The 16,112-nt window shown below is 56.4% G+C and carries 14 protein-coding genes; 2 read left to right on the top strand and 12 right to left on the bottom strand.

What is annotated here, in order from left to right; translation table 11 throughout:
* Positions 1–75 precede the first annotated feature (75 nt).
* From lpdA to E8M78_RS04575, 11 genes are all read right to left on the bottom strand, one after another.
* Positions 76–1,521 (bottom strand): dihydrolipoyl dehydrogenase, encoded by a 1,446-nt coding sequence (lpdA, locus tag E8M78_RS04625; protein ID WP_137133941.1) that lies wholly within the window; start codon positions 1,519–1,521, stop codon positions 76–78.
* An 84-nt stretch (positions 1,522–1,605) separates the two neighbouring features.
* The gene (locus E8M78_RS04620; RefSeq protein WP_137133940.1) at positions 1,606–1,872 is read right to left on the bottom strand and encodes a DUF465 domain-containing protein; all 267 of its coding nucleotides are present in this window, start codon (positions 1,870–1,872) and stop codon (positions 1,606–1,608) included.
* 85 nt (positions 1,873–1,957) lie between these two features.
* Positions 1,958–2,596, bottom strand: coding sequence for an SGNH/GDSL hydrolase family protein (locus E8M78_RS04615; protein ID WP_137133939.1), 639 nt, complete (start codon positions 2,594–2,596; stop codon positions 1,958–1,960).
* A gap of 18 nt (positions 2,597–2,614) precedes the next feature.
* Positions 2,615–3,943 (bottom strand): pyruvate dehydrogenase complex dihydrolipoamide acetyltransferase, encoded by a 1,329-nt coding sequence (locus tag E8M78_RS04610; protein ID WP_137133938.1) that lies wholly within the window; start codon positions 3,941–3,943, stop codon positions 2,615–2,617.
* 15 nt (positions 3,944–3,958) lie between these two features.
* On the bottom strand, positions 3,959–5,368 hold the full coding sequence (locus E8M78_RS04605; RefSeq protein WP_137133937.1) for a pyruvate dehydrogenase complex E1 component subunit beta: 1,410 nt from the start codon (positions 5,366–5,368) through the stop codon (positions 3,959–3,961).
* A gap of 15 nt (positions 5,369–5,383) precedes the next feature.
* On the bottom strand, positions 5,384–6,430 hold the full coding sequence (pdhA, locus tag E8M78_RS04600) for a pyruvate dehydrogenase (acetyl-transferring) E1 component subunit alpha (protein ID WP_137133936.1): 1,047 nt from the start codon (positions 6,428–6,430) through the stop codon (positions 5,384–5,386).
* 145 nt (positions 6,431–6,575) lie between these two features.
* Positions 6,576–6,893, bottom strand: coding sequence for a septum formation initiator family protein (locus E8M78_RS04595; protein WP_137133935.1), 318 nt, complete (start codon positions 6,891–6,893; stop codon positions 6,576–6,578).
* 250 nt (positions 6,894–7,143) lie between these two features.
* Positions 7,144–8,418, bottom strand: a complete 1,275-nt coding sequence (gene eno / locus E8M78_RS04590) for a phosphopyruvate hydratase (RefSeq protein ID WP_137133934.1) — start codon at positions 8,416–8,418, stop codon at positions 7,144–7,146.
* A 111-nt stretch (positions 8,419–8,529) separates the two neighbouring features.
* Positions 8,530–9,381 carry a 3-deoxy-8-phosphooctulonate synthase gene (gene kdsA, locus E8M78_RS04585; RefSeq protein ID WP_137133933.1) on the bottom strand — a complete coding sequence of 284 codons (852 nt, stop codon included), beginning with the start codon at positions 9,379–9,381 and terminating at the stop codon, positions 8,530–8,532.
* Positions 9,382–9,577: 196 nt separating this feature from the next.
* Complete coding sequence (locus E8M78_RS04580; RefSeq protein WP_137133932.1) at positions 9,578–10,144, bottom strand: hypothetical protein; 567 nt, start codon at positions 10,142–10,144, stop codon at positions 9,578–9,580.
* 28 nt (positions 10,145–10,172) lie between these two features.
* Positions 10,173–11,033, bottom strand: a complete 861-nt coding sequence (locus tag E8M78_RS04575) for a VOC family protein (RefSeq protein WP_246658224.1) — start codon at positions 11,031–11,033, stop codon at positions 10,173–10,175.
* 145 nt (positions 11,034–11,178) lie between these two features.
* Between E8M78_RS04575 and lexA the strand changes: the two genes are divergently transcribed.
* Positions 11,179–11,904, top strand: a complete 726-nt coding sequence (lexA, locus tag E8M78_RS04570; RefSeq protein ID WP_137133930.1) for a transcriptional repressor LexA — start codon at positions 11,179–11,181, stop codon at positions 11,902–11,904.
* Here the strand turns inward: lexA and E8M78_RS04565 are convergent.
* Positions 11,885–14,188, bottom strand: a complete 2,304-nt coding sequence (locus tag E8M78_RS04565) for a ComEC/Rec2 family competence protein (protein ID WP_246658223.1) — start codon at positions 14,186–14,188, stop codon at positions 11,885–11,887. The two genes, lexA and E8M78_RS04565, sit on opposite strands and share 20 nt — an antisense overlap.
* A gap of 511 nt (positions 14,189–14,699) precedes the next feature.
* Between E8M78_RS04565 and gltA the strand changes: the two genes are divergently transcribed.
* The gene (gene gltA, locus E8M78_RS04560) at positions 14,700–15,989 is read left to right on the top strand and encodes a citrate synthase (RefSeq protein ID WP_062554384.1); all 1,290 of its coding nucleotides are present in this window, start codon (positions 14,700–14,702) and stop codon (positions 15,987–15,989) included.
* Positions 15,990–16,112 lie beyond the last annotated feature (123 nt).

Here is a 16,112-nt window from a genome sequence, read left to right as displayed (position 1 = left end):
GCAGCGCCCTCCTTAACGGACACGATATGGGCGTGGAAACGGGCGGTTACAATGCCGCCCGGTCCGTATTCAAGATCAGGCATTCAGGACCTTGCCATAGGCGTCCAGAACGCTTTCCTTCATCATTTCCGAGAGTGTCGGATGCGGGAAAATCGTGTGCATCAGCTCTTCTTCGGTCGTCTCCAGATTCATGGCAACGACAAAGCCCTGAATGAGTTCTGTCACTTCGGCGCCGACCATATGAGCACCCAGCAACTCGCCGGTCTTCTTGTCGAAGATCGTCTTGATCATTCCCTGATCTTCACCGAGAGCGATGGCCTTGCCGTTTGCCGCAAAGGAATAACGGCCCACGCGAATATCGCGGCCCTGCTCCTTCGCCTTGGCCTCTGTCAGACCAACGGAAGCGACTTGGGGATTACAGTAGGTGCAACCCGGAATCTTGGCCTTGTCCATGGGATGAACGCCCGGAACGCCCGCAATCTTTTCGATGCAGATAACACCTTCATGCTCGGCCTTGTGAGCCAGCATTGGCGGGCCAGCAACGTCACCGATAGCGTAGAGCCCCGGAATGTTTGTCTTGCCGTATCCATCAATGACAATGCAGCCGCGATCGGTTTTCACAGCCAGTGCTTCGAGGCCGAGGTTCTCGATATTGCCCTGCACACCGACCGCAGAGATGAGGCGATCTGCAGTGATCTGTTGAACCTTGCCATCTTTGGTCTCAACATGCGCGGTAATGGAGTTCGCGCCTTTCTCCACCTTGGAAACCTTGGCTTCGGTAATGATCTTCATGCCGCGCTTTTCGAGCTGCTTGCGGGCGAAGGTGGAGATTTCAACATCCTCCACCGGCATGATGTTTGGCATCAGTTCCACGACGGTCACATCCACACCCATGGAGCGATAGAAGGAGGCAAACTCGATTCCGATCGCACCGGAGCCCATGACCACAAGAGACTTCGGCATGAAGTCAGGTTTCATCGCTTCAAAATAGGTCCAGATAAGCTTGCCGTCCGGCTCAATGCCGGGAAGCGCGCGCGGACGCGCACCGGTGGCGACGATGATGTGCTTTGCCGTATAGGTACCCTCACCCAACACGCCCTTTGGAACCGGGTTCTGCGGCTCGACAACCGGCTTCGACATCTTGCCGACAACGATTTCGCCTGGCTTCGAGAGCTTGGCCTCGCCCCAGATGACGTCGATCTTGTTCTTCTTCATGAGGAATGCAACGCCACCGTTGAGGCGGGCGGAAACGCCGCGCGAACGGGCCACGACATCCTTGACATCGGCCGTCATGGTGCCATTCAGCGTGAGGCCGTAGGACTTTGCATGATGGGCGTGATCGAGAATCTCAGCCGAGCGCAGCAGTGCCTTCGTAGGGATACAACCCCAGTTCAAGCAGATACCGCCGAGGTGCTCGCGCTCCACGATTGCCGTCTTCAAACCAAGCTGGGCCGATCTGATGGCTGTTACGTAGCCGCCGGGACCGGAGCCGATGATGATCACGTCATAGGATTGAGCCATGGGCGCTTCCACTCCTTCAGAACCTAACTCCTGCGGGCTTTAGCCCGCGTTGTTCTTTTCCCGGGAGTGGAAGCTTGAGCGGTATCAGGCCTCTTCTTGTTTGGCCAGCGGTTCCGCCCGCATCAACATCCCGTTGATTTCGTCTTTCAGCGCCAAACGGCGCTTTCTAAGGTCCGCCATATGGAAATCATCGCAGGGTTCGATGTCTGTCTCGCCCAGATGAATCCGATGATTGACCTCATCATATTCCTTAGAGATCCGGTGAAAATGCCCATCCGTCTCTCGCAAATGGCGCATCTTGACGAGATGCTCCGGGAATTCTTCTGCAAGCTGGTGTGGCGTATGTGTCATGGCAACCTCCGTCTGATGACTTCGATTCCCATGCTACAGAACGCCTTTTCCTACTCCTTGACCGTGATCAAACGTGGCTAGACCTTTACAGGCCGAGCATCATTCGCACGATTGGCTCAAGTCCACGTCCAATGGCACGCGTGTTCTCCGCGTCCAGATGGATACCATCAAGCGGCGTCGTAACGGCCACGGACCCCGCATCGAAGAAACCACACCCTGTTTCATCCGCCAGATCCCGATACAGGGTTGCAAGCATGGCCGATTCTTCTAGCGAGCCGCGAAACATAGCCGCGAAATGCGCATTCGCAGTTTCGCAGGTCTTCGGAGGTGAAACCAGCAGGATATCCGGGGCATCATAGTCGAAGCCCCAGATGTGGTGATGCACAAGATCAACGAGGCGCTTCATGCCGCTCGCGGCCAGATTGGCCGAGCCGGCAATACCGCGCTTCATGTCGTTGGTGCCCAACATGATGATCACAAGGTCAATCGGCTTGTGGGTAGCCAAGACGCTTGGCAGCATCTTGGCCCCGTTCCGCTCGCAATCGGCCAGATGATCATCATAGGCGGTGGTGCGACCGTTCAAGCCTTCGGCAATGACCCGAACGCCATGACCGAGCGACTTTTGCAATACGCTCGTCCAGCGATCTTCATAGGCATGACGACCCAGATTCACCGGATCGTATCCCCATGTCAGGCTATCACCGTATGCGAGAACGGATTTCATACCGCCGCCTTTCCGGCCTTACACCAGCATACCCATCGGGTTTTCGATGTAGCGTTTGAAGGCACCCAGCAGTTCCGCGCCCAATGCACCGTCCACAGCGCGGTGATCGGTCGAGAGAGTGACCGTCATGACATTGGCAACCTTCATCTCGCCTTTTTTCACGACGACACGTTCTTCACCGGCACCAACCGCCAGAATGGTCGCATGCGGCGGGTTAACGACGGCGGCGAAATTCTTCACGCCCATCATACCCATGTTGGAAACAGCCGTCGTCCCGCCCTGATATTCCTCGGGCTTCAGCTTCCGCTCCTTGGCGCGCTTGCCATAATCCTTCATCTCGTTCGAGATGGCAGAAAGGCTCTTTGTTTCCGCCTTGCGGATGATCGGCGTGATCAGGCCACCCGGAATGGAAACGGCAACGCCGACATCCGAATGCTTGTGCTTGACCATCGCGCTGTCGGTCCAGGACACGTTGGCATCCGGAACATCACGCAGAGCCAGCGCAAGAGCCTTGATCACCATGTCGTTGACCGAAAGCTTATAGACAGGCTTGCCATCCTTTTCCGGCGCAGCTGCATTCAGCTGGGCACGCAGAGCGAGGAGAGCATCCAATTCGCAATCGACCGATACATAAAAGTGCGGAATGGTCTGCTTGGACTCCTGCAGGCGCTTGGCGATCGTCTTGCGCATGCCGTCATGTGGAACCAGGTCGTAAGACCCCTGCTCGAACAGCTTGAGAACGGCTTCGTCAGACGGCCCCTTGGCCAGAATCGGTGCAGGCGCGGCAGCAGGAGCCGGAGCGGCAGCGGGTGCAGCCTTGGCGGAGCCACCGGCAACGGCCTTCTCGACATCCGACTTCACGACGCGGCCCTTCGGACCGGACCCCGAAACCTTCGACAGATCAAGTCCAGCTTCTTTCGCCAGACGACGCGCGAGTGGCGATGAGAAGATGCGTTCTACTGACATAGCGGTTGAAGGCGCGGCATCTATCTTCGGCGCCGGAGTTGCAGCAGGTGCCGCCTCTGCCTTCGGAGCAGGTGTAGCTTCCGCCTTGGCAGCTGGAGCAGCAGAAGCGCCACCAGATGCTGCTGCGGAAACATCCTCGCCTTCCTCGGCAAGGATAGCGATCAGGGCATTGACCTTCACGCCTTCCGTGCCAGCAGGCACGACGATCTTGGCGACCACGCCCTCATCGACGGCTTCCACTTCCATAGTTGCCTTGTCGGTCTCGATCTCGGCGATGACATCACCGGACTTGATCTTGTCGCCTTCCTTCACAAGCCACTTGGCGAGGTTGCCCTCTTCCATGGTTGGCGAGAGGGCAGGCATCGTGATGTTGATCGGCATGAGCCTACCCTCCTCTTATTTGTAGCAGACAGCTTTGACGGCCTGGACCACTTCGCCGACATTCGGCAGCGCCAGCTTTTCAAGGTTGGCCGCGTAAGGCATCGGAACATCCTTGCCAGCGATCGTCAGAACCGGCGCATCGAGATAATCGAATGCTTCGCGCTGAACAGAGTTCGCAATGAAGTCACCAACAGACGACTGCGGGAAACCTTCCTCGATCGTCACAAGGCGACCGGTCTTCTTGACCGATTCGATCACGGTCGGAAGGTCCATCGGGCGGATCGTGCGCAGGTCAATCAGTTCGACATCGATGCCGGCCTTTTCCAGTTCGGCAACAGCCTTGACCGCATAGGTCATGCCAATACCCCAGGAAACCAGCGTCACATCCTTGCCCTTGCGATGAATGCGTGCCTTGCCGATCGGCAGAACGAAGTCATCCAGCTTCGGCACGTCGAAGGACTGACCGTACAGGATTTCGTTCTCGAGGAAGATCACCGGGTTCGGATCACGGATCGCAGCCTTCAACAAGCCCTTCGCATCTGCAGCCGTGTAAGGAACAACAACCTTGAGACCCGGGATATGGCTGTACCATGCCGCGTAATCCTGGCTGTGCTGGGCAGCGACGCGCGCTGCTGCACCGTTCGGACCACGGAACACCATCGGAGCGCCCATCTGACCGCCGGACATGTAGAGCGTCTTGGCAGCAGAGTTGATGATCTGGTCAATCGCCTGCATGGCGAAGTTGAAAGTCATGAACTCGACGATTGGCTTCAGGCCAGCCATGGCGGCACCAACACCAACACCGGCGAAACCGTGCTCGGTGATCGGCGTATCAATGACGCGGCTCGAACCGAATTCCTGCAGCAGGCCCTGCGTGACCTTGTAGGCACCCTGGTACTCGGCGACTTCTTCACCCATGACGAAAACGTCAGGGTCGCGGCGCATTTCTTCCGCCATGGCATCGCGGAGAGCTTCACGCACAGTCGTCGACACCATCTCGGTGCCAGCCGGAATGTCCGGATCAGCGGCAACGTCCACCTTCGGCTGCGCCGGAACCTTGCTGTCAGCCGATGAGGTCGGCTCTTCAGCACTCTCGCGCGCCTTGCCGCCAGCCGCATCCGCTGTTGCAGCAGGCGTATCAGCATCCGCCTTCGGAGCAGAAGAGATCGCGTCCGCGCTCTCACCATCCTGCAGCAACACAGCGATTGGCGTGTTGACCTTGACGTTCTCGGTACCGGCGGCAATCAAAAGCTTGCCGATGACGCCTTCATCAACGGCTTCCACTTCCATTGTCGCCTTGTCGGTCTCGATTTCAGCAATGACATCACCGGAGGTGACCTTGTCACCTTCGTTCTTAAGCCACTTGGAAAGAGTGCCTTCTTCCATGGTCGGAGAGAGGGCGGGCATCAGGATATTGATAGGCATAGGTTCCCTCCCCGATTAGAGCAGAATGTCAGTGTAGAGCTCGGATACATCCGGCTCCGGATCGTTCTGGGCGAAATCGGCGCTGTCAGCGACAATGTCACGGACGTCCTTGTCGATCGCCTTCAGCTCATCCTCGGTCGCCCATCCCTTTTCAAGGAGACGCGCACGCACCTGCTCAATCGGATCATGTTCGGAACGCATCTTCTGAACTTCGTCCTTGGAGCGATACTTCGCCGGGTCAGACATGGAGTGACCACGATAACGATAGGTCAGCATTTCCAATATGATCGGACCCTTGCCCGAGCGGCAATGTTCCATGGCCTCGTCGGCAGCGGCCTTGACGGCGCGCACATCCATGCCATCCACCTGATAGCCGGGAATACCGAAGGAAGCGCCACGCTGCGAGAAGTCCGTCTGGGCAGACGCACGGGCAACAGACGTACCCATGGCGTAACGGTTGTTCTCGATCACGTAGATGACCGGCAACTTCCACAAGTTGGCCATGTTGAAGCTTTCATAGACCTGACCCTGGTTGGCTGCACCATCACCAAAGTAGGCGATCGAGACATTGTCGTTACCGCGATACTTGTTGGCGAAACCAAGACCGGTTCCGAGCGAGACCTGCGCACCGACGATACCGTGGCCGCCGTAGAAGTGCTTCTCCTTGGAGAACATGTGCATGGAGCCGCCCTTCCCCTTGGAATAGCCGCCCCGGCGTCCCGTCAATTCCGCCATCACGCCGCGCGCCGTCATGCCGGTTGCCAGCATGTGGCCGTGATCGCGATAGCCGGTGATCACCTGATCACCCTGCTTCATCGCCATCTGCATGCCGATGACGACAGCTTCCTGACCGATGTAAAGGTGACAGAAGCCGCCAATGAAGCCCATGCCGTAAAGCTGACCGGCCTTCTCCTCAAAGCGGCGAATGAGAAGCATCTCGCGGTAGGCGCTCAGCTCATCATTCTTGGTGAAATCGGCAATCGTGCCGCCGTTGAAGTCTTTCTTTGCAGGCTTCGCAGCCGTCTTGCGGACGGGTGCGGACGCGGATTGCTTCGGCGCCATTCATAACCTCCCTGCGCGTTTGTTTGGTTGCGCGTACCATAGGGAAGAATTGCCGCCACAGCAATGCCATAAATGCATGGCTCACATGTTAATCAACCGATTGAAATGATTGAGAAAACGTTGATTTAACCACAATACGGTTAAATTAGAAATAGTTGCGAAAAACGGTGATCTCGTCTTTGCGAGAAACATTGAGCTGGTAGCGCGCAATCTCGTCCAGCATGTCCTTTTCAAGCGAACCGTCGCTGAGCAGGCGAACCTGCCGCTCCAAAGCCTCCCGCTTTTTTACAAGCTTCTCCAGCGCCGCCGCCCTCTCCACACGGTTGCGCTCGAATTTTTCCGTAGCAATCAATCCGAGATCGCCATGAATGGAATGATAACCGAAATAGGAGACGAAAGCGATTGTAATAGCAGGAAGGACCAACCGTCCCAGTTTTCGTTCTTTATGATGCTTCGTCCACATACCGGTTTCCTAACACGCATTACGATCTGCAAGCTGCCAGAGTTTGCTTAATCAATCGTTGACCATATGCGCAGGCCGGCCTGCCGGCACAAAAAAGGCGGCAACCGCAACCGGTTACCGCCTTTGAAATCAGCCTTCTAGAGCATTGCCGGTGCAAAACGGGATCACCGAAAATGCTCTATCTCTTTGCTTTTACGCAGTCCGGACGCAAAACCGCTGACGCACTTTTGCTGGACGTGCTCTAGCCGAATTATGCGCGCAGGATCGAGCGTCCCGCATAAGCAGCCTGCGGACCCAGCATTTCTTCGATGCGAATCAGCTGGTTGTACTTCGCGAGCCGGTCTGAGCGCGCCAACGAACCGGTCTTGATCTGACCGCAGTTCAGTGCAACGGCGAGGTCAGCGATGGTCGAGTCTTCAGTCTCGCCAGAGCGATGCGACATAACGGCTGTATAGCGGGCCTTATGTGCCGTTTCGACCGCATCCAGCGTTTCAGAGAGCGAGCCGATCTGGTTGACCTTGACGAGGATCGAGTTGGCGACACCCATCTTGATGCCATCACGCAGGCGCGCGGAGTTCGTCACGAACAGATCATCGCCGACCAGTTGCACCTTGGAGCCGATCTTGTCGGTAAGAGCCTTCCAACCCGCCCAGTCGTCTTCTGCCATGCCGTCTTCGATCGAAATGATCGGATACTTGGCAGCAAGCTCAGCGAGGTACTCAGCCATGGCTTCCGGCTCGAGCGTACGGCCTTCGCCTTCCAGCACGTATTTTCCGTCCTTGAAGAACTCGGTGGAAGCACAATCCAGTGCAACGAACATATCGTCGCCAGGCTTGTAGCCAGCCTTCTCGATAGACTTCATGATGAAGTCCAGCGCAGCGGGCGCACTCTCGAGGCCCGGAGCAAAACCGCCTTCATCGCCCACGTTCGTGTTATGGCCCTGTGCCGCCAGTTCCTTCTTGAGAACATGGAACACTTCAGAACCCATGCGCACGGCTTCACGGATGTTCTCCGCGCCGACCGGCATGATCATGAATTCCTGGAAATCGATCGGGTTGTCGGCATGCGCTCCGCCGTTGATGATATTCATCATCGGGACCGGCAGGAGACGGGCATTCGGGCCGCCGACATAGCGGAACAGCGGAAGACCGGAAGCTTCAGCGGCGGCCTTCGCAACGGCAAGCGAAACGCCAAGAATCGCATTTGCACCAAGGCGAGACTTGTTGGGCGTGCCATCCAGTTCGCGCATCAGGTTGTCGATGAGAATCTGGTTTTCCGCGTCGTGACCACCAACGGCATCGAAAATTTCACCGTTGACGGCTTCAACAGCCTTCTCAACGCCCTTTCCGAGGTAGCGCTTGCCGCCATCACGAAGCTCAACGGCTTCGTGGGCGCCCGTAGATGCACCCGACGGAACGGCCGCGCGGCCCATGCTGCCATCTTCGAGGTGGACATCGACTTCAACGGTCGGGTTGCCACGGCTGTCGAGAATCTCGCGCGCGATAATGTCCGTAATAGCTGTCATAAGCTCATCCTGTAGTGTGCGGTGAAAGTATGTGCCTGTCTTACCCAACAAGGCGGAAAATACAATGGCACGAGTATGACAGCTCGATTTTCGAGCCGTCGCGTCCTCCCATCAGGTGCCACGCTTCGCTACGCGATCGAAGGCCATCAATGTCTCCAGCAAACGCGGAAGGTCCTGCAGCTTGACCATGTTCGGTCCATCAGAAGGCGCATTATCCGGATCCTGATGGCTTTCGATGAAAACGCCAGCAACACCAACGGCCACAGCGGCGCGCGCCAGTGTCTCGACAAATTCGCGCTGTCCGCCAGTGGAGCCACCCTGCCCGCCAGGCTGCTGAACGGAGTGCGTTGCATCGAAGATGACCGGCGAGCCCATGGCAGCCATGATGGGCAACGAACGCATGTCGGATACAAGCGTGTTATAGCCAAACGATGCGCCCCGTTCGCACAGCATGACGTTCGGATTACCACTCTCCGTGAACTTGGCTTGCACATTTTTCATGTCCCAAGGGGCGAGAAACTGGCCTTTCTTCACGTTGATCGCCCGACCGGTCTTGGCCGCAGCAACAAGTAGGTCCGTCTGCCTGCACAGAAAGGCGGGTATCTGCAGAACATCGACGACCGGCGCGACCTCTGCACACTGCTCTTCGGTATGGATATCGGTCAGGACCGGAAAACCGAACTCTTTCTTCAGGTCGCTGAAGACCTCCAGCGCTTTCTCCAATCCGATACCCCGCTTGCCGGAAAGTGACGTCCGATTGGCCTTGTCAAAAGAGCTCTTGTAGACGAGCCCGATACCCAGCTTGTCGGTGATCTCCTTGATCAAACCTGCCATCATGAAGGCGTGGTCGCGACTCTCCATCTGGCACGGCCCGCAAATGAGTGACAGAGGCTTTCCATTCGAAAACTCGACTCGGGATTTGCCTTCGCCTACGGCAACCACGGAATTCGCGACAACACTCATAAGCTTATCCTTCCCGGCGTCAGCCGCTTGCTCGGCTTGAGGCGTCGGCAAATTGCTGGACGCATACTGAAAGCTTCAAGCCTTTTCGATTCGTGCATCGTGCAGTCCAGTTATCACCCAAGAGTGGCACCGATGCGCCCGCGCGGTGAATAACAGTCGAGGGTGGAACTGTCACCATTGGAAATGGATGTCCCTCTCACCTCGTTCGATCGAGCAGCAAATGGTGGGTATAGGTCTCGATAACAAAGGCGAAGGGCGTCGAATCCGGCTTGTACAGGACCGCGTGGTGTCGAAGAACGAAGTGCGGCATGGGTTCTGGAGGGCACCACAGGATTTGGCTCTGCAAAGTTCTCCGTGTGAACTGCAAAGCCTGAACGACCCGGCCAAACGGGGCATTTGTTTGAGCCAAACGCTCTTTCATCTTGATGGTCAACGCATTTGGTCGATACCAGTTTTCAGCCTCGGAAAGAACCAGCCCCTCCCGCATCAACTGAACCTGGCGATACTCGATTTCTTCGCCGTCGCTTAAACCGAGAGCAGCATGTACCGTCTTGGGTGGTGACGCTGATTTTGAGTCAACTCGCTTCGCATGGGTCTTCTCACGCCGTTGGAAACCTCGCAAATCGCACCAAACATCGAGCGCCTGTGTTGCGCTCTCGTACCGTAAGAGATGCTGATCTAGTTTTTCAACGCGTAGGAGCGATACACCCTTCCCGGCCACGGTCGTCGATGTTGGACGCGGCTTGGCTTTTGCAAGGTTCATTTCGCTGCGGCCTCGCATTTCGCACACATTAGGCCTGAACGAATTCTACGATACATCTCTGTCCTTGTGCCGGCGAGATGATCAGGCAATCACCGCTGCTCTGATGCAGAATGGATGCTTCGTGTAGCGCGGCGCGGGTCTCGGCAATGTTCCTGACTCGGAAGCGGATGCCTATCCCACGCAGATCTGCGGGAAGCGTCCGGGTTCTGTCCGACTCGCGGGCCATCTCCATCGCGACTTCGACGTCACAATTACGCAGCTGGAACACATGCCCGTGATCCGTTTTCTGCGCGCGAACGCCAAGCATCGTCGCCAAATTTTCAATCCCTGCAGGCTCTTCTGTTGAGAGGAAGATAGCATCAAGTCCGAGCACACCGTTTGGATGTTCCACAGACGGCCCCACAGTGGGCAGCGCTGCATTAACCCGCTGGCAGGTGAAAGCAAAGAAGCGCGAGGAACCCAGATGGGCGAAGGCCAGTCGAAAGCTGGCAACAGAAGCACTCCCAATCTCATCGACGACGGTGCGCGAAAAGTCCAGGCGATTCCCGGCGCTTATCCCGGATTGCCGGAAGCGATCATCATCCGTCACCGCATCCGTCGAACGCAAAACGAAAGCCGAAAAACCTTCACGAGCCTCGGCTTGCCGGAACGCGCTATCCCTTTCGACGAAGCAGTTTCCTGCACCAATACTCTGGTGTAAGAGCGCCTCATCATGAACGGCAAGTGGCTCAAGATAGGTTCCGTCACTGAAAAAAATACAGGCATTGGACGTTCCGAAGGGATGGAACGCATCTGGAGCCACCGTAAAGCCAAGCTCCCGCCAACGCTTCCGGGCGACAACCAGCGATTCGACCGGCAAGACCAGATGATCGATGTTCGGAGAAGTCAAAAAGAAGCTCCTGTCACTAACCAGGCTTGCAACCCACCATTATCCATGTGTTTCTGCAAGCTATATTTGCCGTGAACCTCTTGCGGAACACATATGGAACAGATAGTGTCTGTTCTGGATTTGTTTCCCAACAGGATGACGACGGATGTTGACACGTAAACAGCAGGAACTGCTTCTTTTCATTCACGCACGGATGAAGGAGTCAGGCGTGCCGCCGTCGTTCGACGAGATGAAGGATGCCCTGGATCTCGCCTCCAAATCGGGAATACATCGCCTGATCACTGCACTCGAAGAAAGAGGCTTCATCCGTCGGCTCCCCAACCGTGCGCGGGCGCTGGAGGTTATCAAGTTGCCGGAGCCGTTTGGTTTTGCTCCACCTGTTCCAAAGCGTGGCTTTTCGCCAAGTGTCATCGAGGGATCGCTCGGCAAAATTCAGCCGCCCCCGCCTGCTCCGGTTCGGTCTAAGGCCGCGGAAGATGATAGCCAGTCCGCATCGGTTCCTGTCATGGGGCGAATCGCAGCCGGTGTGCCGATTTCGGCCATTCAGAACAATACCCATTCCATCAGCGTTCCTTTGGAAATGCTTGGCCCCGGAGAACACTACGCGCTTGAGGTCAAGGGTGATTCGATGATTGAGGCCGGTATCCTGGATGGGGACACGGTGATCATTCGAAACGGCAATACGGCCAGCCCCGGCGATATCGTCGTAGCCCTTGTAGACGACGAAGAGGCGACTTTGAAGCGTTTCCGGCGCAAAGGCGCATCGATTGCGCTGGAAGCTGCGAACCCCGCCTATGAGACACGTATTTTCCCGCCAGATCGTGTCAAGGTGCAAGGTAAGCTGGTGGGCCTCATTCGGCGTTATCACTGAACCCGAATTCGACCGATGGTTTCACGTCCAAGGGCTGGAATGTATCGGTTCGCCAGTCATAAAGACGGTGCAACTGCCAAGGCCTTTTGTTGCTCTGAAGCGCAGACTTCATTGTCCAGGAAGAGGACTGAGGCTGACCGTTGAACCACATTTCAATTGAGCCTGTCTGCTTCAGCTTTGCTCCCGTCAGGAGAAGAGCACCGGAGCGGCATTGCGTAAATGGCGAGCCAGACACGATGACAAGATCCGCCCGGTCACACGCGTATCCTGTGAGCCGCATGTCACTCACGATTGCGATCTTGACACCTGATTGGCTGCGTCCCATGCAAATCAGATTTTTGACGCAAGAGAATCGCGGCATTTGAAGTGGCTGCAACTTATCTATTGTCAACGCTTTGTCGATGATCGAGATCTCTTTGCTCGTCAATGCATGACGCGGCGTCTTCCCTGAAACCGTTCCTGATTCTGACCCCTTTGACTCTGGTGCCGCCTTACGCTTACCCACATCCACACTTGTCACGGCCGGCGGCACGACCTCCTCAAGGCCCAGCGCGTTTTTCCATTGTTTAAATACAAACTCGGATGGTTTTTCCGTAGTGATGGAGGCTGACGTCCCACTCAAGAGCGCTGCCATTCTCCCATCCTCTGCAATCACAAGATCGGCTCGCGGCCTTTCTACCGATGCGTTGACACAAACCGAAGCCACGAGAATAAAGAGACCAAACCATCGCAGTCGTGTCCTTAAGAGCGAGAAGATGATGAGACCGGCGGTGGCAACAGGCAATAGCCAGCTCGCAGCACGGCCTGTTTCCGTATTTCCGCCCCAAGAGGCCACCTCCATCGCGACGGCAATCACCAGCTTCAACCCAAGAGACATGATCATGAAGAACGGTTGATCGAACCCGAACGGCATCAACAGCATTCCGATCAGGCCAAATGGCATCACGATCAGCGATATAATGGGCATTGTCGCAAGATTGGCAGCAAGCCCATAGGCCGTCAGCTGGTTGAAATGCGCAATCGAAAAGACCGCAGTTGCCAATCCTCCAATCAGAGATGTCATCAAAGTTCCGGCCAGCAACCGAGATGCGCTGGATAAAAGGCTGCGAAAGGAAATGCCCGGAACGAGTGCCTGATCCTGCTCATGGGAGCGGTCAGCCCAAAGCCGATAGCAAGCAAGCAGAGCAGCAGTCGCGGCAAACGACATCTGGAAACTGGCGCCCATGACGCTGGATGGGTGAAGGACAATGATTACCAACGCCGCCAGGGCGATGTTGTACATACTCAACGAAGGGCGGTTGAAGAGGATGGCAATCAGAAGGATCGCCATCATGATGTATGCCCGCTCGGCTGATACGCCGAAACCGGAGATACAGTAATAGGCCGTCACCATCAGAAGCGCACCGAATGCGCTGACTTTTTTGACAGGTACGTGCGCTGAAACGCCCGGCAGCATCACGAGCACGGTTCGTAGACCGACAAAAAAGATTCCAGCCGCAAGCGCCATGTTCAAGCCGGATATCGCGACGATATGCGCCAGACCGGATGCCCTGAGAGCCTCCACAACCGGTGGCGATATAGCTCGACGCTCATCCGTTACGATTGCTGCCGCAAATGCGCCCTCATCACCGGGATTGAGTTGCCGAATTCGATCGCCGACATAGCTGCGCAATGCGAAAGCGAACTGCACGGCCTGTTGCCAAACCCCTTTTACTTCCTGAGCACCCAATATCTCGGGGCGACCGTAGAAAAAGCCGGTTGCACCAATACCGTCGAAATAGGCTGGGAAGCCAAAATCGCTCAAACCGGGCAGCGCCGGCCCGGACGGCGGTGTCAATCGCGCGCGTCCGCGCACGATAGCGCCAGTCTGCAAGGGGTCTGTCTTGCCGCGCACGATGAGCGTCACGCGTCCAGGCGCGCGCTTCAGCTTCGGTTCGGAGGTCTCTAAGATGTTCAGGACGTAGCGCCAACGCTGGTCACCAACAGCCTCGCGACGCTCGACAACACCAGTCACGCTCGTCGTGACCGGGCTATCAAGAATGATTGTCGCAAGTCGGTCGGATTCGAATCTGGCGAGCAGCATCCCCCCTGCTAGAAGGCCAGGAATGGCAGCAGCGACTGACAGCGTCTGATAGCCCGCTCTCCCCGCCAGACATGCCGCAGCAAGAAGAAGACCGGCGAACCAGAAATGGACCGGGGAAGGTTCGAACGGCAGTGTAAACCAGATTGCCGCACCGCTGCCCAAAACGACCGGCAGAAACAGGAAAACGTGCCCAAAAGACACCTCTTCCTCCCATACGCGCCGGAACCACCGCTTCTCGCTGTCAACAACAGGCTGTGGCTCGGAGTGGCTGTTTGATGATGGGCACGTCAAAGGTTGTAACGAAGGGTTATTCTCCCGAGATGCATCGGCCAAGTGCATCCAGATCTGAGTCGCCTCCTTAGGCCGCCAAAAACATAGTATTGCACGCCCCACGAGTGCCCGATCCACTATATGCTGCCTTAAAAATCGCTTGCTAAGTTAAATATGAGGGGCAGACTGCCTGTGGTGAACGAGCGCGTCAATCGGCGTCAAACCAAACTTCTTGGCTAAATCTGTATTGGATCGATTTAATTCAACATATTCGCGGGACAGCCTCTTTACTGTCTCGCCATGAGGTCGTTAAGCCCTACTTTCGCGGTGCACAAAACATCATGTCGAGCGCTTGGCAGGGGCAGCGAGATCATATAGCTAATTGCACAGCTTCAGTTTTTCCTGGCGCGTCCTGCGCCGTTCCGCCCATCGGAGGATCAGTATGACGGACACAAATGCACATCTTGGACTAGGCGATAAGAAGGTTGACCTTCCGGTGCGCAAGGGCACGATCGGGCCGGACGTTCTGGACATCGGCGCGCTCTATAAGAACACTGGCACCTTCACCTACGATCCCGGCTTTACATCGACTGCATCCTGCGAATCCAAGATCACCTTCATCGATGGCGATGAAGGCGTACTTCTGCATCGCGGCTATCCAATCGAACAGCTCGCAGAGCATGGCGACTTCCTGGAAACTTGCTACCTGCTGCTCTACGGCGAACTGCCGACAGCTGCACAGAAAAAGGACTTCGACCATCGTGTAACACATCACACGATGGTGCATGAGCAGATGAGCCGTTTCTTCACAGGCTTCCGTCGTGACGCTCACCCGATGGCAGTCATGGTCGGCACTGTTGGTGCCCTCTCCGCCTTCTATCACGACTCGACGGATATCACTGATCCGCATCAGCGCATGGTTGCGTCATTGCGCATGATCGCGAAGATGCCAACGATCGCTGCAATGGCCTATAAGTACCACATCGGCCAGCCCTTCGTGTATCCACAGAACAATCTCGATTACGCCTCGAACTTCCTGCGCATGTGCTTTGCCGTACCGTGCGAGGAATACAAGGTTAATCCTGTTCTCGCGCGCGCCATGGACCGGATTTTCATCCTTCATGCCGATCACGAGCAGAACGCCTCGACCTCGACGGTTCGCCTCGCAGGTTCGTCTGGCGCCAATCCGTTCGCCTGTATCGCTGCTGGCATTGCCTGCCTCTGGGGCCCGGCGCACGGTGGCGCGAACGAGGCAGCTCTCAACATGCTGCAGGAAATCGGCACTCCGGACCGTATTCCCGAATTCATCGCTCGCGCGAAAGACAAGAACGACCCGTTCCGCCTGATGGGCTTTGGCCACCGCGTGTACAAGAACTACGATCCGCGCGCAAAAATCATGCAGAAGACCACGCATGAAGTGCTTGCAGAACTTGGCCATTCGGACGATCCGCTGCTGCAGGTCGCGATGGAACTGGAAAAGATCGCGCTGACGGACGAGTATTTCATCGAGAAGAAGCTCTACCCGAACATCGATTTCTATTCCGGCATCACTCTGAAGGCCATGGGCTTCCCAACCACCATGTTCACGGTGCTCTTTGCACTTGCCCGTACAGTCGGCTGGATCGCTCAGTGGGCGGAAATGATCGAAGATCCGCAGCAGCGTATCGGTCGTCCGCGCCAGCTCTACACCGGCGCGCCGAAGCGAGATTACCTCCCGCTATCCAAACGCTGAACTGCGTTTCGAACATGAGAAAGAGCCCGTCATTCAATGGAATGGCGGGCTTTATCGTGTCAATGGAACTGACGATCTGGGGAACTGACGATCTGGAATTCGCGCCGAACTTAGGCTCGGAAC

The organism is Rhizobium sp. FKY42, assembly GCF_005222835.1.
Classification (GTDB): Bacteria; Pseudomonadota; Alphaproteobacteria; order Rhizobiales; family Rhizobiaceae; genus Neorhizobium.
Note: the sequence above shows the minus strand (reverse complement) of the source record. Positions and strands in the feature narration are given on the sequence as shown.